At 60.9% G+C, this 19,072-nt stretch carries 20 protein-coding genes; 4 read left to right on the top strand and 16 right to left on the bottom strand.

Going from position 1 to position 19,072, the window contains the following annotated elements; genetic code table 11:
- Nucleotides 1–48: 48 nt before the first annotated feature.
- The 5 genes from HMPREF2943_RS00550 to HMPREF2943_RS00530 all read right to left on the bottom strand — a co-directional run bounded on the left by HMPREF2943_RS00550 (nt 49) and on the right by HMPREF2943_RS00530 (nt 5,254).
- Complete coding sequence (locus tag HMPREF2943_RS00550) at nt 49–540, bottom strand: GNAT family N-acetyltransferase (RefSeq protein WP_070444494.1); 492 nt, start codon at nt 538–540, stop codon at nt 49–51.
- Between the two features lie 13 nt (nt 541–553).
- Entirely contained in the window at nt 554–2,365 is a 1,812-nt protein-coding gene (locus HMPREF2943_RS00545; protein WP_070645116.1) for an ABC transporter ATP-binding protein, read from the bottom strand.
- On the bottom strand, nt 2,362–3,936 hold the full coding sequence (locus HMPREF2943_RS00540) for an ABC transporter transmembrane domain-containing protein (protein ID WP_070710520.1): 1,575 nt from the start codon (nt 3,934–3,936) through the stop codon (nt 2,362–2,364). The genes HMPREF2943_RS00545 and HMPREF2943_RS00540 overlap by 4 nt, the downstream gene beginning before the upstream one ends.
- A gap of 72 nt (nt 3,937–4,008) precedes the next feature.
- Nucleotides 4,009–4,212, bottom strand: a complete 204-nt coding sequence (locus HMPREF2943_RS00535) for a hypothetical protein (protein ID WP_070533568.1) — start codon at nt 4,210–4,212, stop codon at nt 4,009–4,011.
- A gap of 166 nt (nt 4,213–4,378) precedes the next feature.
- The gene (locus tag HMPREF2943_RS00530; protein WP_070645111.1) at nt 4,379–5,254 is read right to left on the bottom strand and encodes a hypothetical protein; all 876 of its coding nucleotides are present in this window, start codon (nt 5,252–5,254) and stop codon (nt 4,379–4,381) included.
- A gap of 338 nt (nt 5,255–5,592) precedes the next feature.
- Between HMPREF2943_RS00530 and HMPREF2943_RS00525 the strand changes: the two genes are divergently transcribed.
- A complete protein-coding gene (locus HMPREF2943_RS00525; RefSeq protein WP_070444484.1) occupies nt 5,593–6,516 on the top strand; it encodes a methylenetetrahydrofolate reductase in 924 nt (307 codons plus the stop codon).
- Nucleotides 6,513–8,777, top strand: coding sequence for a 5-methyltetrahydropteroyltriglutamate--homocysteine S-methyltransferase (gene metE / locus HMPREF2943_RS00520; protein ID WP_070710518.1), 2,265 nt, complete (start codon nt 6,513–6,515; stop codon nt 8,775–8,777). Before HMPREF2943_RS00525 ends, metE begins: the two co-directional genes overlap by 4 nt.
- Nucleotides 8,778–8,809: 32 nt before the next feature.
- Here metE and HMPREF2943_RS00515 read toward each other — a convergent pair whose 3' ends face one another.
- Entirely contained in the window at nt 8,810–9,448 is a 639-nt protein-coding gene (locus HMPREF2943_RS00515; protein WP_070645105.1) for an HAD family hydrolase, read from the bottom strand.
- A gap of 69 nt (nt 9,449–9,517) precedes the next feature.
- On the opposite strand from HMPREF2943_RS00515, the gene HMPREF2943_RS00510 reads away from it, so the two are divergent.
- Complete coding sequence (locus HMPREF2943_RS00510; RefSeq protein ID WP_039672975.1) at nt 9,518–10,048, top strand: peptidylprolyl isomerase; 531 nt, start codon at nt 9,518–9,520, stop codon at nt 10,046–10,048.
- Between the two features lie 71 nt (nt 10,049–10,119).
- A complete protein-coding gene (locus tag HMPREF2943_RS00505) occupies nt 10,120–10,764 on the top strand; it encodes a rhomboid family intramembrane serine protease (protein WP_070645102.1) in 645 nt (214 codons plus the stop codon).
- Between the two features lie 310 nt (nt 10,765–11,074).
- On the opposite strand, the gene HMPREF2943_RS00500 is transcribed toward HMPREF2943_RS00505, so the two are convergent.
- From HMPREF2943_RS00500 to pknB, 10 genes are all read right to left on the bottom strand, one after another.
- Nucleotides 11,075–11,713, bottom strand: a complete 639-nt coding sequence (locus HMPREF2943_RS00500; protein ID WP_070710516.1) for a response regulator transcription factor — start codon at nt 11,711–11,713, stop codon at nt 11,075–11,077.
- Complete coding sequence (locus tag HMPREF2943_RS00495) at nt 11,710–12,843, bottom strand: histidine kinase (protein WP_070716730.1); 1,134 nt, start codon at nt 12,841–12,843, stop codon at nt 11,710–11,712. Before HMPREF2943_RS00495 ends, HMPREF2943_RS00500 begins: the two co-directional genes overlap by 4 nt.
- A 10-nt stretch (nt 12,844–12,853) precedes the next feature.
- Nucleotides 12,854–13,681: a hypothetical protein gene (locus HMPREF2943_RS00490; RefSeq protein ID WP_070710512.1), complete on the bottom strand. Its 828-nt coding sequence runs from the start codon at nt 13,679–13,681 to the stop codon at nt 12,854–12,856.
- Nucleotides 13,682–13,683: 2 nt separating this feature from the next.
- Nucleotides 13,684–14,343, bottom strand: a complete 660-nt coding sequence (locus tag HMPREF2943_RS00485; protein ID WP_070710525.1) for an ABC transporter ATP-binding protein — start codon at nt 14,341–14,343, stop codon at nt 13,684–13,686.
- Nucleotides 14,344–14,471: 128 nt separating this feature from the next.
- On the bottom strand, nt 14,472–14,717 hold the full coding sequence (locus HMPREF2943_RS12075; RefSeq protein ID WP_083315630.1) for a ribbon-helix-helix domain-containing protein: 246 nt from the start codon (nt 14,715–14,717) through the stop codon (nt 14,472–14,474).
- Between the two features lie 51 nt (nt 14,718–14,768).
- Nucleotides 14,769–15,422 (bottom strand): response regulator transcription factor, encoded by a 654-nt coding sequence (locus tag HMPREF2943_RS00480; protein WP_070710510.1) that lies wholly within the window; start codon nt 15,420–15,422, stop codon nt 14,769–14,771.
- A 9-nt stretch (nt 15,423–15,431) separates the two neighbouring features.
- Nucleotides 15,432–15,641 (bottom strand): hypothetical protein, encoded by a 210-nt coding sequence (locus HMPREF2943_RS00475; RefSeq protein ID WP_070710508.1) that lies wholly within the window; start codon nt 15,639–15,641, stop codon nt 15,432–15,434.
- Between the two features lie 51 nt (nt 15,642–15,692).
- A complete protein-coding gene (locus HMPREF2943_RS00470) occupies nt 15,693–16,769 on the bottom strand; it encodes a sensor histidine kinase (RefSeq protein WP_070444470.1) in 1,077 nt (358 codons plus the stop codon).
- Between the two features lie 15 nt (nt 16,770–16,784).
- Nucleotides 16,785–17,060 carry a cell division protein CrgA gene (gene crgA, locus HMPREF2943_RS00465; protein WP_010188168.1) on the bottom strand — a complete coding sequence of 92 codons (276 nt, stop codon included), beginning with the start codon at nt 17,058–17,060 and terminating at the stop codon, nt 16,785–16,787.
- A gap of 68 nt (nt 17,061–17,128) precedes the next feature.
- The gene (gene pknB / locus HMPREF2943_RS00460) at nt 17,129–19,069 is read right to left on the bottom strand and encodes a Stk1 family PASTA domain-containing Ser/Thr kinase (RefSeq protein WP_070645091.1); all 1,941 of its coding nucleotides are present in this window, start codon (nt 19,067–19,069) and stop codon (nt 17,129–17,131) included.
- Nucleotides 19,070–19,072 lie beyond the last annotated feature (3 nt).

Below are 19,072 nucleotides of genomic sequence, written 5' to 3'. Positions count from 1 at the left end.
GGTTTATCCACACGAAATGTCCCTTAAGCCGCTTTGCCGGGGGTTGACTTATTCGGCGGCCTTGAAGCGCTTGACCAGGATGATGTGGCCATCGCTTTCGCCCACCGGCTCGAAGCCAAGGTGCAGGTAGAGACGGTGGGCGCGGTCATTATCTTTAGCCACCGACAGTGAGATACCCGGGGCGCCCATCTCGCGGGCGAGTTCGGTGGCGGCGTCGATAAGCAGGGTGCCTACTCCCTGGCTGCGGAAGCGAGGTTCCACGGCTAGGGCGAGCTCCGGGATGCCTTCAATAACGTGGCCAAAACCATGGCGTTGCGCCGTTCCCCAGTTCAGCCACACGCCACCGGCAGGGACGTGGCCCTCCCAGGCGATGAAACCTCCACGGGAAGGCTCCCAACTGCCGAGGTAGTAGTCAAAGCCTTCCTCGAAGCCCGCAGGAAGCTCCTTGTGCTCATCGCCAAAGGTATCGGCGAGAAAGTTAATACGGGCCAGGTAGGTACGGTCAGCTTCAGTGAGGGAAAGAAGATGCATAGTTTCCATGGTAGGACGCGGGCTATTTACCATGCTCCCACTGGGCATAGGCCGAGGCATAGCGCCCGCCCAGATCGATGAGCTCGGTGTGGGTGCCATCCTCGACGATCTGACCCTGTTCCATGACGATGATGCGGTCGGCCTCGCGGGCTTGGTCCAGGCGGTGGGCAACGACGAGCGCAGTGCGGCTCTTCGTGACTGCTCTAGCGGCGTCTTCGAGCACTTCTGCGTGCTCGGAACCGGCCTCGGAAGTCGCCTCATCCATGATGAGCACCGGCGGCTGGCGCAGAATCATGCGAGCCAGAGAAAGCTGCTGCTCGGCCTCCGCACCGATCTCCTCGTTGCCGGCGCCAATCTTCGTATCCAGGCCCTGAGGCAGCCACCGCGAATGTTCATCCAAGCCCACGGTGTTAAGCGCCTGCCATAGCTCCTCATCGCTGGCGTCAGGTTTGGCCAGCAACAGATCCTCGCGCAAGGTGCCGGAGAAGAGATGGACCTCTTGGGTAATGAGCGCGACGTGCTCTGTAATCCACGTGTTCGGCACGGTGGCGGTATCGATGCCATCGAGGCTGATGCTCCCCGCCGAAGGGTACTGCAGGCCCGCCACGAGGGCGGCGAGCGTGGACTTACCCGCACCGGACGTACCCACCAGGGCAGTGGTGGTGCCGGCGGTGAGGGTGAGGGAGACGTCGTCAAGCACGGGCGCCCCACCGGGATAGGAATAGGAAAGGTGATCAATGGTGATGGCCGGCGCGGAGGTGAGCCGGGGCGTGTCCTTGAGGTCTGGAGCGCCAGCGTTGTTCGCCAGGGTCGCCAGCGCCACCGCGCGGCCGAGAGACGTCACGGAATGCTGGATCTCGCCGGCGAAGAAGAGGATGTTGAAGACGTGGATCTCCAGCCGCATCACCAGCAGCACCGCGGCGGTGGCCTCACCGGGGGTCAACCATTCCCACATCACCATGGGCACGGACATGAGGACCGATCCCAAGAGCAACACCGCAAAGGCCAGGGCGCCTTGGCCCAGGATGCGGTTGATCAGCGGAACCTTATCACCCCAGGCCTGCACCGTGTCCCAGGAATAGCGCTCCATGCGTGCATGGGCCCAGTCCTTCAGGGAGAACTGGCGGAGGGTCTCCAATGCACGGATGGTGTCCAGCAGGACGTTGTTGCGGTAGGCCTCCACCGAGGACACCTCGTTGGCTACGGCGGGGATATCGCGCATGGTGCCGCGGATGAAGGGATAGAGCAGACAACTCACCGCGATGAAGAGGAGCGCATAGGCGGGGTGGATGAAGACCATCATGAGCGCGGTCAGCGGCAGCATGAAGAGTGTGAGTACGAGGCGATCACCCATCATGGAGATCGTCATAACCACGGTGTCGATGTCCTTGGACAGGCGCGTAATGATGTTGCCGGTGCCCAATTCCATGACGGCCGGCACGGGAGCACCGAGGGTGGAATCCAGCGCTGACGTGCGCAGATCCACCGAGAGCCGGCGGGTAGTGGAGGTAACCAGGTAGCGGCCCACGGTGCGGCCAGTGACCTCCACGAGGTAGCCCACGGCGATAATAACCAGCGCGCCCACCATGGCTGCGCGGCCCGTACCCAGGACGGGGACCTCCACGCCCTGGATGATATCGACGACGCGCCCGAGCACCTGGGAGACCAGGTTCATCATGATGACTGTGATGCTAAAAAGCACAAAGAAGAGGGCGATGCCCAGCCTGCTCGGGGCACTGGGCAGGGTCTTCAGAAAACGGAGGCACTCCCTCGGTGAGGCGGGAGCTAGGGCATCTGCGCGGTTGTCATTGGTGGTCTTGTGAGCAGGGCTCATAGTTCCACCACCTCATCGGCGTTGGCTGCCCACGTGGAGGCGGATGTAATGATCACGGTGATCTTGCCAGCGCGCAGCTCACGCACGCGCTTGGCCACGTCCGCCAGGGTCAACGAATCCAGCCCCGTCGTGGGGTTGTCCAGCAGGAGAACTTCTGGGTCCACAGCGAGCGCGCGGGCCAGCGCGACGCGCTGACGCTGGCCACCGGAGAGGTTGAGGCCGGCCTCACCAATGGGCGCGGTGGGCAGCTCGCCGTTGGGCCCAAGCCCACCGAGGCGGATAACAATATCCTCGCAGGCGGAGGCGTGGAGGGCGTCGTGAAGCTGCGTAGCGCTAGCACTGCGGAGCGGATCGACGTTGTCCTGCAGGGTGCCCTCCAACACGGAGATGCGGTGCGGTGGGCACAAGGCACCCTGCTCATGGAGGTAGCGCACCCAGGAATCCACAGTGCTGCGCCCCTCGTTGGTGATGGGCATCCACACGTGCAAGCCTGGGGAGAGGTCGATGGGCGTGCCGGCGGCCTCGGTGGTATTGGAAGAAAGCTGGCCGAGCAGTTCGCCAACGCGCTCCACGGAGGCCCGAGCCCGCGCCCAGTTTTCAGTGAGCAGGCCCAGAGAGACACCTAATGCTGTGAGCGCGGGCGGGACGAGCATGGTAATCGCCATCATCCCGCCGGGGGCGATGCGTCCCTCGAAGGTTTCCCAGGAGGTCCAGGCAAGAATGCCCACGGCAAAGGACGCGGGAACCATCTGGCGCAGCCAGGCCATGAGGGCGGAAAGCTTGGCCTCGCGGAGCATGGCACCCAAGGAGTCCTGGGCGGCGTCGGAAAAGCGTTGGCGGGAAATCTCCTTGGCGCCGAGGCCCTTAATCACGCGTGAACCTTGCGCAAAGTCCGTAGCGAGTGACAACGCGGTGTTCTCCAGCTGGCGGCGGCGCGCGGCAATCTTAGTCAGCGGCTTCGTGGTGGCCCAGGAGGCCAGCGCGGTGGCGAGCGCGCCAACCAGCAGTACAGCTGAGACCTGCCAGGAAATCGGGGCGAGGCTGACCACTGCGCCTAAGAGGTAGCCCACCATGACCAGTGGGAAGTTGAGGATCTGCTTGAGCTGGCCAATGTAGTGCGAATCCTCATCCATCGTGTTGAGTAGCCGGCCGGGGCTTATGCCTGCGGTAGAAGCGCCCAGCAGCTTATCCAGCAAGTTCAGCCGCAGCGTATGCGTGGTGCGGGCCTGACTCAGATCAGTAAACGCATCTGCCGTGGCCTCGCAGATATAGGCGATGAAGAGGAGGATCGCCGTGGCCGCAAGCGGCAGGGCTACGGTGCGCCACGAGGGATCGGAAAAGGCATACTGCGTGGTCTGGCCGATGATGACGGAGACCAACGCCCCCAGCGGAGCGTTGATGAGGGCGGCAACGAAGATGCCGATAACGCCGGTGCGTTGGGCACCAAGCAGCCGCCACGTGGCGGTGCCGGGCCGGGAGAAGTCGGTGGTCTCAGTGAGGGAGACCTCCCCGGACGGGGGCTCATCGGGGAGGTACCACGACCACGTCCGCATGCGGGGGTAGTGAGTCATAAGAACTCATCCTATAGCGCACAACGCATAAGGGAGTGATTCAGATTACGATCAATGACTCACTGTGGGAATTTAAGCTAGGTGGTAGTTCTCCACGTCATAGCCGTTGAATTCGCGGTCGACTCCATAATCATCGACGGAGCTAAACTGTGTGCCGTTTTCGATGGCAAAGCGTAGGTTATCCACGCGGGTGGACGGATCGCCGCTCACGGCACCTGCGGGGAAATAAAAGGTCTCCCCGCTCTTGAGCTTGACTACGAGCGACTCAAAGCTCATGCCTGATCTCCTTGGCTGCTGTTGATAGGGCTTCCCGCGCAAAACAGCGCGCGGGCACCGATCTTTAAAGATCGATGCCGATTATCCTTCAATTCAAGCAGGTCGGGCGCGCGGGGGCAAAGAAGTGAGATCAAGGCAACTAAACGTGCACCCCAAGGATGGGGGTTTAGTTCTCGTCCTCGGTCTGGAGGCGGTGCTTGCCCTCGGACTCGTGATCATCGGTGATGCGGGAGGTGTCGGCATCCTTCTTGTCGGCGTTGCTGACCTCAATTTCGGTCTCGACGGCGTCCTGAATAGCGGTTTCTTCCTCGCGGTGCTTGGCCAGCTGCTCATCCAGCGAGCCCAGCAGCTCTTCGTCGCGCTCGACGACGCCCTCCTCAGCCAAGTCGGAGCCATGCGTGGCATCGTCCTCGGTGGTGGAGGTGTAGACCAAGGTGGAGCCCTGCGGCGCGGACGGGGAGGAGAAGTCCTCAACGCGCGGCGGAACGGCGGATTCCTTCTCCTTCTTCTGGGTGAAGAAGTAGTAGATGCCACCGCCGATGGCAGCAATGGCGGCAATGAGCGCGGAGATCAGCCAGATCTTTGAGCCCTTCTTCTTGTCCTTGCCACCGAGGCGGCGGGCCTTCTTCTGCAACTTAGCGCTTTGCTTCTGCGCCTTCTTCTCAGCCTTGGACGCCTTCTTCTTGGCCTGCTTGCGGGCCTTGGAGGCCTTCTTTTCCGCCTGCTTGCGGGTCTTCTTCCACTGCTTGGAGGCCTTATCCTGGGCCTCTGATGCAGCCTCAGAGAGCTTCTCGGTGGTTTCCTCGCTGCGCTCCTTGAGCTGTTCGAGGGTGCGCTCGAGGCGGGCATGCGCGGCCTTGGTTACGGCGCCCGCTTCGCGGCGGGCCTCCGGGAACCACTCGCCATCTCGCTCTTCCATCCGGGCGGCGGCGGTCTCCAGGACGGAGTAGGCCTCACGGGCCTTCTCGTCGCGGCGTTCCTTGAGGCGCTCCACCAGGGCGGAGGTGGCGCTGATGGCGGTGGACAGGGCGGCGGGGTTCATGGGTTTAGGTGCTCCTTTACGTCAATACTGAAGTGACTTTTCGGCGGGGCACTGTATATGCGCGCCCGCGTTAGCGCTGGGTACTCCCTTTCAGCGTAGTGGTGGCGCGCAGGTCCCGCCACCAGATGCGCCAGGTGGCGAGCTGTCCAAAGAAAATAGACAGCTTTGTACGGATGGGCCGGGTTTTTATTCACTAGCGCTATGGGCTAACGGTGCAGCTGACTGGGTTCTAAAGGTATTACCAAAGAAAAAAGCCTTTCGCTCAAAATGGACAGCTTGGTACGTTTTGGGACATCAACATCGAAGATAAACAACGATAACCTGCAGAGGAGGTGAGCATGTCCCCGCGACTTTCCGCATCCGCACCACTAGACCAAATCAGCGAAGATACGCCCAAGGAGCTTAAGCGTACCGCTCTCTCCTTCGAGGTGATCCCGCCGCGTCATGATGCGGACGCTGCAAAGATTGACCGCTTGCTCGCCATGCTCGCCGCGTATAACCCTGATTACATCGCCGTCACCAGCTCCCAGCGCTCTGGGTGGCTGGAGGGAACCGCAGCCTTCATTGAGAAGATCTCACGCGATACAGCGATGCGTCCCTTGGCCCACCTGGCCTGCACCGCCGGCACAGAGGAAGAGCTCGTTGGCTGGATCGACACGCTGGTCGACGCCGGCGTGCGCGGCCTCCTTGCCCTCCGCGGCGACCTTCCGGAGGGCGGCATGCCCGAAGGTCACCTGCCGCACGCCGATTCCCTGGTCCGGCTCATCCGCCGCTGGGAATCCGACCGCGTGGCGCGCTTGGCAGCCGGCCGCTTGGCGGTGGGCGTGGCCTGCTATCCCAACGGCCACGCCGAGTCCGCCACACCGGACGAGGATATCGACGTCCTTTTGGCCAAGCAGCGCCTCGGCGCAGACTTCGCCATCACCCAGCTTTTCTTCGACGCGGAGGATTACGTCCGCTTTGCCCAGCGTGCCCGGCTGGCAGGTGTGCGCATTCCGCTCATCCCCGGGATCATGCCGATGACGAGCCGCGCCCGGGTGGAGCGAATGTGCCAGCTGTCCGGGTTGGATGGGCCGACCAAGGTCCTCGACCAGCTCGCGGCAGCGACCTCCCCCGAGGAAGAGAAAGAAATCGGCATGCAGATTACGGCCAAGCTGGCGAAGTCGGTGATGAACGCCGGCGCCGACGGGCTGCACATCTACACGCACAACAATCCAGACATCACGACTGACCTGCTACATCGAATTGGAGTCATCCCATGACCGCATCCTTCCCTAAGGCCACGATTGAGGGCTACCCGCGCGTCGGTGCCCACCGCGAGCTCAAGCGCGCGCTGGAGTCCTACTGGTCCGGCAAGATCGACGCCGAGACTTTCGAGTCCGCCGCGCACTCCCTGCGCCTTGACACCTATGCCCGCCTCAAGGAGCTGGGCCTCACTGAGGATTACGCCATCCCGGCCGACGTTGCTTACTACGACCACGTCCTCGAGACCGCGCTGACCGTGGGCGCTGCCCAGGGCGAGAGCCTCGATGATGAGTTCACCCTGGCCCGCGGTAACAAGGACACGGCGCCGCTGGAGATGACCAAGTGGTTCGACACCAACTACCACTACATTGTTCCTGAGATCACCGATGACCAGACCTTTAGCGCCCGTCCGCAGCGCGTGCTGAAGATCGTCGAGGAGGCCCGCGCCGCCGGCCACACTGTGCGCCCGGTCCTCGTTGGCCCGGTGACTCTGCTGGCCCTGTCCAAGCAGGCTGAGGGCGCCACCAAGCAGCCCCTGGACCACCTCGATCAGGCAGTCGAGTCCTACCTCACCGTCCTGGCTGAGCTTTACGACGCCGGCGTTGAATGGATCCAGCTCGCCGAGCCGGCCCTGGTCGCCGACCTCGCCGCCGCTGACGACGCCACCTTGGCCGCCGCACTCAAGAGCGCCTATGGCCGCATCCTGGGCGCGGAGAAGCGCCCGCAGGTTTACCTGACCACGCCCTATGGTTCCCTCAACGCTGGCCTCGACGCTGTCGCCGAGCTGCAGCCGGAAGCAGTCCAGGTGGATCTTTCCGTCGGCACTCTGGCCCTAGACACCTCCTACCTCGAGCGTGTGGCCAAGCTCGCCGAGGTCACCCACCTCTCCGCCGGCCTGGTCGACGGCCGCAACGTCTGGGCCGCCAACCTCCGCGACCTGCGCGAGAAGCTGGAGTCCCTGGGCGCGGATGTCTCCGTGACCACCTCCGTGTCCCTGCAGCACGTGCCGCACACCGTGGAGGCAGAAACCTCCCTGCCGGTGGACGTCGCCACCTGGTTCGCTTTTGCTGATGAGAAGATCCGCGAGGTCGTAGCACTCGCCGCCGGCCCGCTCGATGCCCCAGAGGCTTATGCTCAGGCTGACCGCGCCGTGCGCACCCGCGCCGAGTCCTCCCGCACCCATGACCAGGCAGTACAGGATCGCACTGCGCAGTTGCCGGAGGGCCAGGTTCAGCGTCAGCCGGAGTTCGCCGAGCGCAACAAGGCCCAGGAAGCCCTCGGCCTGCCGCAGCTGCCCACCACCACCATCGGCTCCTTCCCGCAGACTGCTGAAATTCGCGCCGCACGCGCCGCACACCGCAAGGGCGAGCTCTCCGATGCCGACTACACCGAGGCACTGCGCAACGAGGTGAAGTCCGTCATCGAGCTGCAGGAGCGCTTGGGCTTGGACGTCCTCGTCCACGGCGAGCCGGAACGCAACGATATGGTGCAGTACTTCGCCGAGCTTCTCGACGGCTTCGTCGTCACCGAGAACGGCTGGGTCCAGTCCTACGGCTCCCGTTGCACCCGTCCGCCAATCGTCGTCGGCGACATCTCCCGCCCGAAGGCCATGACCACCGAGTGGGCCAAGTTCGCGCAGTCCCTGTCCGAGAAGCACGTCAAGGGCATGCTCACCGGCCCGGTGACCATCCTGGCCTGGTCCTTCGTGCGCGATGATGTTCACCAGTCCGTCTCCGCCGACCAGCTCGGCGTGGCGCTGGCCGACGAAGTCCGCGACCTCGAGGAGGCCGGCATTGACATCATCCAGATCGACGAGCCCGCCCTGCGCGAGTTGCTGCCGCTGCGCGAGCAGGACCGCAAGGCCTACCTCGACTGGGCGGTGCGTTCCTTCCGCCTCGTAGCGCTCGAGGCCAAGCCGACCACCCAGATTCACACCCACCTCTGCTACTCGGAGTTTGGCCAGATCATCGACGCCGTCGCCGGCCTCGACGCCGACGTCACCTCCATCGAGGCGGCCCGCTCCCGCATGGAGCTGCTGGAGGATATCGATGAGAAGTTCCACTCCGAGATCGGCCCGGGCATCTACGACATCCACTCGCCGCGCATCCCGTCCGTGGCGGAGATGGCCGAGCTCATCCGCGCGGCGCTCAAGAACGTGCCGGTCGAGCGCCTGTGGGTCAACCCGGACTGCGGCCTGAAGACCCGCGGCTACGAGGAGACCGAGGCCTCCCTGCGCAACCTGGTCCTCGCCCGGGACGAGGTCCGCGCCAGCCTCTAAGTTTAAATCTCTTGATTTAAACTTCTCTTGATTTAAACGAAGTCCATCGCCGTCAGCTCACTGAGCGCGGCGATGTCTCCGTTTCCGCCCCTATCGAAGTGCAGTGCCTTGAGACCCGCGTCACGGGCGCCTTCGACATCATTGGCCACCGAATCGCCCACCATGAGAGTGGCGCCCGGTTCCACCCTTAAGTGCCGACAAGCTTCGAGGTAGGCCTCTGGGTGCGGCTTCGGGTGGCCCATCTCCACGGTGGGAAAGAGCTCAACGCCTGGCAGGTCGAGCCCGCCCGCCTTGAGCTTGCCCTCCTGCATTTCACGAGCCCCGTTCGTTAAAACGCCCACTTTGAGGCCGCGGGACAGGACGTGCTCGAGGGTAGGGAGGGCGTCATCAAGCGCCTGCCAGTGCTTTTCATACGCGGCCAAATACTTGGCATATTCCGCCAGTGCCTCCTGCTCCGTCATCTCTGGGCGCCCCAGGAACTCGCGGCAGCGCTCCACGCGCTGGCCTTGGTGGGTGACCTCGCCGCGCTCGTAGGCGGCGAACCATTTCCTTTCAATCTCGGCGAAGCGCTTGTGGTGCCCGCCCGGCAGCCACTCCTCAACGGCCGCATGCATCGCGGCGGTGTGGTCCATGAGGGTGTCATCGAGATCGAAGAGAATGGCGCGAATCATGCTTGTAACCCTACGCAGATCGCTGACAGCGTCGCGCCGGAACAACGCATTGGTGGAAATTTCCATACAATGGCTGGCATGACTCAGAAGACCGCAACTGCAACGATGCACACCAACTACGGTGACATTGTTATCGACCTGTTCGGTAACCACGCACCGGTAACCGTTGAGAACTTCATCGGCCTGGCTAAGGGCGAGAAGGACTACACCACCCAGAACGCCAAGGGTGAGCAGTCTGGCCCGTTCTACGATGGCGCTATCTTCCACCGCGTCATCGACCAGTTCATGATCCAGGGCGGTGACCCGACTGGCACCGGCCGTGGCGGCCCCGGCTACCAGTTCCAGGATGAGTTCCACCCGGAGCTCCAGTTTGACCGCCCGTTCCTGCTGGCCATGGCGAATGCCGGCCCGGGCACCAACGGTTCCCAGTTCTTCATCACCGTGGCGCCGACCCCGCACCTGAACAACCACCACACCATCTTCGGTGAGGTCACCGATGCGGCTTCTCAGGAAGTCGTGTCCAAGATTGCGAAGGTCTCCACCGACCGCATGGACCGTCCGGCTGAGGACGTTGTCATCGAGTCCATCGAGATCGCCTAAGCGTTCTTAGCTTTTCATCCGAGCCCGCTGCCACGTGAAGTGGTGGCGGGCTCGTTGTTTTAGGAGTCTGCGTGAAGAACTATCTGAAATCAGCACCGGCCACCCTGGTGCTCATGGTGCTGTGCATCGGTGCTTGGTGTGCCACGGCCATTCAAGGCTCGTCCCTCTCCGCGCCCTACTATCGCAGCATGCTGGCCCAAGACTGGACGCTGTGGGGCCCTGACGTGTCCGCACACCCCACAACTGTCATTACCGCGGGCTTCATGCATCTCGACGCCGGGCACCTCTTGGTCAACATGGTGATGCTGTTCTTTGTGGGCAGGGAAGTAGAACGCGCCCTGGGCAGTGCTCTGTATGTGGCGGCCTATCTCATCTCCATCGTGGGCTCTTCCGCCGCAGTGCTGTGGATGGATTACGGCACACCTACGGTGGGCGCCTCCGGTGCCCTCTTCGCGCTCATGGGTCTACTCATTGGTGTGTACCGCAGCCGCGGTCTTGACCTGCGCGCGCCCATCGTCCTCGTGGTGGCCAACGTTATCTACAGCTTCGTGGCGGAGAATGTCTCCGTGTGGGGGCACTTGGGTGGCTTGCTCACAGGACTGCTGTTGGCACCATTCCTCTTTCGCCAACGTGCGTGGCTGCGGTGGCTGGGGATATGGCTTATTGCTGTCGTGGTAGCCGTGTTAGCGGCGCTGCGAGCTGGGCTTTGGGGATAACTCGGGTGTGTTATCCACCAAAACCTTTGTGCGAAAGAATTCCACATAAGTTATCCACATTGTGGATAACTACATTTTTGTAATTTACCGAACGTGTGCGCCAAGATAATCGCAGATCAGCAGCTTAATCGGTTGTATTCGAAGTTTTTGTGCGGGCTGTGGGAAGCGTGAAAACACTTATCCACAGGGTGTGGAGAAAAGCTGTGGAATTCGTTTTCCACAGAGTTATCCCCACCCTGTGGATAACTTTGTACCCAAGGTGTTAACAGTGCTCCGGTTGCGGGGTGGTGTTGGGAATCGCTCACCCTAGTTAGCTCACCACTCCTGCGCGAAATGCCCAGATCACGAGCTGTACTCGCGAACTAGCTCCCACTTTGGCCATCGCAGATGACAAATGAGTCTTGACCGTAGAAGGCTCCAAATACAGCTCGCGCCCGATTTCGATGTTGGTCAATCCTTTACCCAGGGCCCGTACGCACTCGAGTTCGCGCGGCGTGAGTAGGGCTGAATCTACCGTGGCCCGCGCTTTCCGCCGACCAAATTCCGCAATCACCCTTTTAGTAACCGCAGCGTCGACCATGCCTTCACCTGAGGCCGCGTGTTTGACGCCTTGAATGAGGTCGGTCATTGGGGAGTCTTTCAGCATGACGCCACAGGCACCGGCTTCGAGGGCGCCAAAGACGTATCCGTCTAGGTCAAAGGTCGTGATCACGATGACTGCTGGGGGATTGTCTTGCTTGTTAATCTCCGTGGTCGCGTAGATACCGTCCCCGTCAGGCATGCGGATGTCGAGGCACACCACGTCAATGTCGCGTGCTTTAGCAGCCGCTATAGCCTCATTTCCAGAAGCTGCCTCAGCCACAACTTGGATCTCTCCGGTGGCCTCGAAGATTGCCTTTAATCCCTGTCTGATCAGAGGTTGGTCATCAACTAACAAGACTCGAATCATGGCTTCCTCCAGGTAATGAGCACCAGCCAACCATCTTCGGTAGGTTCATTGAAAGCGGTTGCACCGACAGCACGGGCGCGCTCTTGGATGCTGATGGTGCCACGGCCCGTGGGGCTATGCGTGAAAGCGCCGCGGGTGATGATCCGCAGTTCATCATCGCTCAGCATGACATCAACAGGCGCGCCTGTTGTATGTTTGCGGGCATTTGTCAGAGCTTCTTGGGTGATTCGATAAGCCGCAATCAACTCGCCCTCCGACAAGTGGGAAGTGTCCGAAAACGTTACTACCTGTCCCAGAGCGCGAACTTCCGAAATTAGCGCAGGTAAATTTGTCGGCTGAGGGATGCGGTGTATTTCGGCATCGGAAACCGAGAGCTTGCCAACGGTCGCGCGGACATCCTGGAGTGCCTTCGTCGTCGACGAGGTCACGTGTTGGAGATGTTCTTTGGCAGCGATGGGGTTGACATCGATGCATGCCTGTGCGGCTTGAGCTTGGATGGCTATGGCTGAGAGGTGATGGGCGGTGGTGTCGTGAAGCTCCCGCGCAATGCGGGCGCGCTCTTCGATAACGGCGTTTTCCTCAGCGAGTTCTGCTTGGCGGGCGAGGGATGCGGTGAGCTCGCGGTTATTGCGGACAGCGAGTCCAATAGCAAAGAGCACAATGAGGGGGAGCATCCAGCCCAGGGCTGTGAGCAGAGTAAAAAGTGGAGGCTCGATTCCTCCCAGCGGTGGCATGGCAATGGCGCGGAGGGTGCCGACAATGAGACCCGAGATAATGAGGGAAATAGAGTCGCGGGTTTTTGACTTCGTGTGCAGCGCTAGCGAAAACGCAGCCACCGAGGCAGCGATACCGTTATAGCCGAGGCTGTGGTCTGCGGTGACGAGACAGTAGAGGGACCACAGGAGCTCAGTAGCAGAAATCCCGAGTAGGACGCTTAAGGGAAATTTACGGCGCCACAGTAGGAGGATGCCTTTGGCAATGATGGCACCAAGAATCAGCCAGAACTGCGCTGGAGACAATGCGGTATTGAAGGGGGTTGGGTCCATCGAGCTAGCCACCAGGAACCCAACGAGGTCAAGGGCTAGAACGATGACAGCGAGAGCGATGTCTCTGGCTGAAAGGCGATCCATGTAGTCCATGTTAAAGATTTGCCCGGTGAAAGCGGGTGAGCCCAAGTCCCATGCTCACAACCGACCAGCCGGCAAGGACAGCTATACCTACCCATGGATTCATAGTCTGCGTTGCCCCCTGTCCACCAGCAATTGACACAGCAGAAGAAGGAAGCCAACTGTAAAAATACGGTTCCCACCCGGCCATGACGCCGATAGTTCCCAAGATCACTCCTGCCATTAACACTGCGACAATAACGCCGATGGCTGGACCGATCCTCCGTATGGCTAAGACGACACCGATGATCGCGAGGGTCAGTAGTAGCACCGCCAAGCTGCCCCGAAGCCACACGACGGCGACGTTAGAAGCAGAAGCAACCAGTGAAACATCATTCATCGGAGCCGCAACCAGTGCGATCAGTGAGTTAAGAACGCAGGCTCCCGCGCACACTAGGAGGACGGTACTAAGTACAACCGTGATCAAAGAACGCACCCATTTCATACGCGAACCAGCGCCAACCACCTTCCACACCACTGCACCGCTGGAAAATGGGTAGCTAGCTGCGGTGATTGTGAGTGCAACAATGGCGATGAGGAAGATTGAAATGCCTGTCGACTGGCCAGAACCTGTGATGTCGAGGGCGGCCAATTGGAAACTGGACGTCGTGGGGTCGGAGCCGTCGATAAGCGCCTGCACCTGTTGGCCCGTAGGACTGTCACCGACTTGTGGCGGGTCAATTTTCAAAAGGAACGGAAGTGCCCACTGCAGGACAGCGCTGATGCCCGCCATCATAACTGCGAGTATGGCGACGATTCGCACGTTCGGGAGGTGACGAAGGGTATAAAACTCGGATTTCACGTCTAGCCTTTCGTAGTGTGGGCGAAGTAGGTGGCTTCAAGGTCGGGGATTTCACTGAGAACGCCTGTGAATGTGGTGTGACCACGAGAAATGATGACTACGTCGTGGGCGACTGCGGCTGCTTCAGCCAGATGATGGGTTGCCATGATAATTGCCTTCCCACGGGAAGCTTCCGCACACAAGACTTCCCCTAACCAACGAATGCCGTCAGGATCAAGACCAGAAGACGGCTCGTCCAAGATGATGATGTCGGGATTTTGTAACAGAGCTCCCGCTAGCGCTATACGACGCTTCATGCCTAACGAGTAGGTTTTGATCTGCCGGTCGCATCGGTGCGACATATCGACCAGCTCTAAAATTTCTTGCACTCGATGCTTATCGACGCCATATAGCCTCGCCATTGCTTGGAGATGCTGACGCCCGGTGAGACTGCTAACGAGGCCGCCATCGTCGAGGAGCAGCCCGATGGTGCCATTGATGTGCTTCGTTCCGGTGGCTTTGACCAACCCGAGGGCAGCCCGGAGCGTGGTGGATTTGCCGGCGCCGTTCGGACCAAGCAAAGCGGTGATCCGTCCGGGAGATGCCGTCAGGTTCGCGCCGTGGACAACCTCATGTCCGGCGAAGGAGACGGTGATGTCTCGAGCAGTGAATGCGGTGTTCATACCTCTGACGATATTGATCAGGGGCATGAGAAACATCGCCTAAGCAGGCAATCTTTTGCCTCCGCCATTTGGGGGAGAAGCCCGTTAATCGAGCAGAGCGCGGTACTGCTTAAGGGTCTCCATTTTCTTTAAATGGCTTTTCTTAATGCTTCACGGATTGCCTGTGACCTAGACCATCCATGGGTTGCGGCATACTTATCCAGGTCCGCAATTTCATTGGGCGAAAGGCGAATCGAGACAATCTTTGCGGCCTGGTTGTCGCGGGGTTTCCGCCCCCGAGTACGAAGAGTCTCCACGTCGTAACCCTTTTCGGCTTCCGTTACCCATTCATCAACTTGCTCTTCGCTAATCGGTTGTCCATTGATGGTTTTCATAACCGCAATCGTATTACGAAAAGGGGTTCTGTCGCTAGAGTGAAGTTCGGACTAGGAACCAGTGCCACCCAGAATCTTCGTCACTAGGTTTAGGCGCGTGCTGGCGCCGAAGATGGTGATGAGGCGTGAGACGTGCTTCTTCACGGCGGACTCGGAATAGTGGGTGGCGGCGGCGATCTCTGAATTGGAGTTGCCGGCGAGGAGGAGCTTGAGGACGGCTATTTCGGCGTCGTGAAGCTCGTGGCTCTCAATGGCGGCGGCGACGGGATCGCGTGGGGTGGCGGGCTCACCGATGTAGTCGACCAAACGGTGCATGGCGGCGGGTGCCACGACGGTGCCACCCTCCACGGCGGCGCGGACCGCCTCAATGATGGAGCGCGGGCGTTGGTTCTTCAAGATATAGCCCGCGCCGCCCGCCCGCAGGATCTTTAGCATCGTGTCATCCGAGTCGAAGGCGGTCACCGCCAAAAACGTCGGGGGATTCGGTCCGGAGTTAAGGTGCTTGAGCAGCGTAATGCCGTCCATGTGCGGCATGTGAATATCGGCGAGGACGAGGTCCGGCTTGGCTTCTTCAAGCTGGTCTAAGCAATCGGCGCCGTTGGTTGCCTCACCGACCACCGAGATGTCCTCGGTGGTCTGGAAATAGACGCGGAGCGTCGAGCGAACGAGCTCATCATCATCAACGAGGAAAACCCGAATGCTCATGGCAACAGTTTAGCGGCACCACCAGAGCTGGGGGTTGTTGGAGCAACGGAAGTGGTCGGTGAATTCGCCCGCGAAAGACTTGTAGAAGGTGAATCCGGTGGACTCAGTGTTCTCAGTAGCGGTGTCAACGGTGGTTTCAGCAGGAGCCTCAGCAGCGCTGGCGATTGGCGCGGAAAACAGCGCGAGAGCTGCGGCGGCAACGGCGAGGGAAGTACGCATGTCTACTAACCTTGTGGAATCTAAGAATCGGCGGGTTACCGGGCAAGCTTACTATATTTTTCTTAGGTGGGCAGTGGGAAGAGAAAGGCGTGTGATCCAGTGATCGCCTTCTTTGCCACTGCCGAAGCTGCCGTGCATTCGGCGAACGCGGCGGGCGATTTCCCCCAAACCCAGATTCGTCGTCATGTATTGGCGTGATTGTTGCGCTGCAATCTCGGAAGTGATCACGAGGTCGATGGACTTGGAGCTGCCGGTGGCTTCGATGCTCACACGGGATTCAGGGCGAGCGTACTTGAGGATGTTGATGGCGAGCTCAGAGAACACGAGGGAGAGCTTTTCCGGTAGCGCAAGCTCACCGTTCTTGCCTACATTGATCTGTGCTTCGCAGTGGAAGCCGTGGCTGCTCAGGAAGCTAACCATGGTGTCGAGGTCTTCTTCCAAGGACTTAACTCCCTGAGTCACGCTCTCATTCTTCATCACGCGTAGCAGGTCGCGGACTTCGCCCATGGCTCGGCGGGCGTCGTTAGCAATCGCTTCCGCGGAGTCAGCCGCGGAGGGATCCGTTTGGGTTAACGCCAAGGTTTCGGAGCGCATGACCACGGAGGTCAAGGTCGCAGCCACCGAATCATGAAGGGCGGTCATCAGCGCCTCGCGCTGCTGGGCGGCGCGCTGCTCGGCGGCAAGACGCTGGTCCCGGGTTTTGCGTAGCGCGGCCCCAATGACGATGGACACCGCATACAAGATGAGTGGTGTCGACAGGTTTAACGGGTCGAAATCGGGCAGATAATTAATCGAAGGATCCGTTGTGACGAGGTATGTGTACACCACCGCTGGGGGAAGCGCCCACAGCCAGCGTGTACGAAACGCCACGATGCCCACGATGACGGGGCTCCACGCCAAGAGGAGGAAAGACCGCCAGTCGGGGCACCACATTGCGAGCGCAAAAAGCGCACCGTACCCGCAGGCCGCCGCAAGTGGGCGGCGGATGGCCAGCGGCGTCAGGGAAACGCCGAGGCCGGCAAGTACGAGTGCACCGGGAGTGAGGAAGTTTTTATCCACCGTGACGGTGAGCATCACCAAAATGATGCAGCCAACGCCAGCGATGCTATAGAACCTCGAGGAGCTCATCGGTGGCGATGAAAACTAACGCCAGCCCATCGTCATTAACAGACCGATGATGGCCAGGCCGAAGCCGATGCCGTAATTCCACGGTCCCAGCTCCTGCATGAACGGAATGGACTCACCCGCTAGGTAGTTGACCACCAGCCAGAGCAGGCCGAGGAGCATGAGGCCCAGCATGATGGCGATGTACCACTTCGGGGTTCCCTCAGAGTTGATCTTGACCGGGGTGCGGTTGGTCGCAGAGCTGGAGGACTGCGGGAGTGCGGAGCCCTCCGTCGTGATCTTGGACTTTGGCATTGTTACACCTTCACGAAGAATAGGGGTGGTTAATCTGTGAGATACCTTAGCAGCTGCGGCGTTGAGAGCTACTGCGGCAGCAGTGCTGCCGGGTCAAACTCCCAGAACCGGACGTGGATGGTTTCATCCTTGCGGATGACATCGCCGCGGCTTGCCGACGCCCACCCAATCTTGTCACTATCGATCGGGTTCGACGTTGGGATGCGTTCGCCCACGTCGAGGGAACCGGACCAGCCCTTGGCGCGCAGCGCGGATTCAGCTTCCTGCTGCGTGGAATGCGTAATATCTGGTGCCTGGATGAGCATCGCGTTGGAGACCTCGAGGGTGACCTGGCTGCCCTTGGGTAGCTTCTGGCCCTTCTCGACAACCCTGAGCACCTGGTTCTCCGGCAGCTCAGAATCCACCGAATGCACGGTGACGTCAAAGTCCATGGAGGACAGCATGTCCACTGCGCGATCACGATCCATGCCGCTGACGTCTGGGACGCTGACTTCCTTCTGGCCCTTGGACACTGTGACGCGTACCTTCGAACCCTTGGATAGCTGCGCGCCGCCCGCTGGGTTCTGGGAAATGATCTCGCCCGCGGGGGCCTCATCATTCACCTGCTCCACGTCGGTATTCAGCTCTAAGCCGGCTTCCTCCAGCGCAGTGGTAGCTTCATCCAGCTTCATGCCGGTGATATCAGGGACCTCGGTGACCTCTTTGCCAGAGGATACTGTCAGCGTGACCGAAGAATTCTTCTGCAGCTCTGATCCTTCCGCCGGGTTGACGCGGATGACCTTGCCGCGCGGCACATCGGGGCTGGGTTCTTCGTTGACGGTCACCAGCAGACCAAGCTTTTCCAGCTCTTCGACCGCTTCATTGCGCGGGCGGTTGGCCACCTTCGGGACAGTGACCATGTTCGCGCGCTGAGCTGCTTCATGCTGCTCCTGTTCGCGCTCGCGGGCCTCTTGGCGGGAGCTATCCCAGAAATCCCAGGCAAAGTAGCCAATGATGGCGATGAGGGAAGCGGCGAGCAAGGCCGCCAGCCACTTCAAGCCCGATCCGGATTCCTCGTCCTCCGAAGGGCGGGTGGAGGCCACCGGCGCACGGTGTTGTGCGGCTACGGGTGCCACCATCGTGGTGGGGTGATCTTCGTCGTTGACGTGGGAGCGCGCCGCCTCCGGCAGCTGGCCCTGCGCCAAACGGTCAAGGTCATCGCCCATCTCCCAGGCGGATTGGTAGCGATCCGCCGGGTGCTTGGCCATTGCCGTGAGCACGACGGCGTCGACGCCAAGGCGCTCTCTCTCCGTGAGCTCTTCGTCGATGAGCTCCGAGGGGGGCGTTGGATCCTCCTGCACGTGCTGGTAGGCCACAGCGAAGGGCGTTTCACCTTCAAACGGGGTGCGCCCAGTGACCGTTTCATACATGACGCAGCCGAGAGCGTAGACGTCGGAGCGGGCGTCGGCAGGCTTGCCACGGGCCTGTTCCGGGGAAAGATACTGCGCGGTACCGATGACAGCAGAGGTTTGCGTCATCGCCGACGTGGAATCATCCAGCGCGCGGGCGATGCCGAAGTCCATGACCTTCACTTGGCCTGTGTTGGTCAGCATGATGTTGGCCGGCTTGATATCGCGGTGGATGATGCCGGCCTCATGGGAGGACTGGAGGGCCTCCGCCACCGGCTTGAGCACGCGCGCGGCTTCCGCCACCGACATGGGGCCGTCTTCGCGGACGATGTCGCGCAAGGTGCGGCCCTGCACGTATTCCATGACGATATACGGCACCATCAGGCCGTCGACGTCCTTTTCGCCGGTATCGAAGACGGCGACGATGTTCGGGTGGTTGAGCTTGCCGGAGTTTTGGGCCTCGCGGCGGAAACGCTCACGGAAGTTAACGTCGCGCGCCATGTCAGGGCGCAGCATCTTGATGGCAACAGTGCGCCCCAAGACGGAGTCTTCGGCCTCGTAGACCTCGGACATGCCGCCGGAGCCGATGGACTGGCGGAGGTGGTACCGATCACTGACCATGGC

This window comes from Corynebacterium sp. HMSC072D12 (genome assembly GCF_001813925.1).
GTDB lineage: Bacteria > Actinomycetota > Actinomycetes > Mycobacteriales > Mycobacteriaceae > Corynebacterium > Corynebacterium aurimucosum.
Note: the sequence above shows the minus strand (reverse complement) of the source record. Positions and strands in the feature narration are given on the sequence as shown.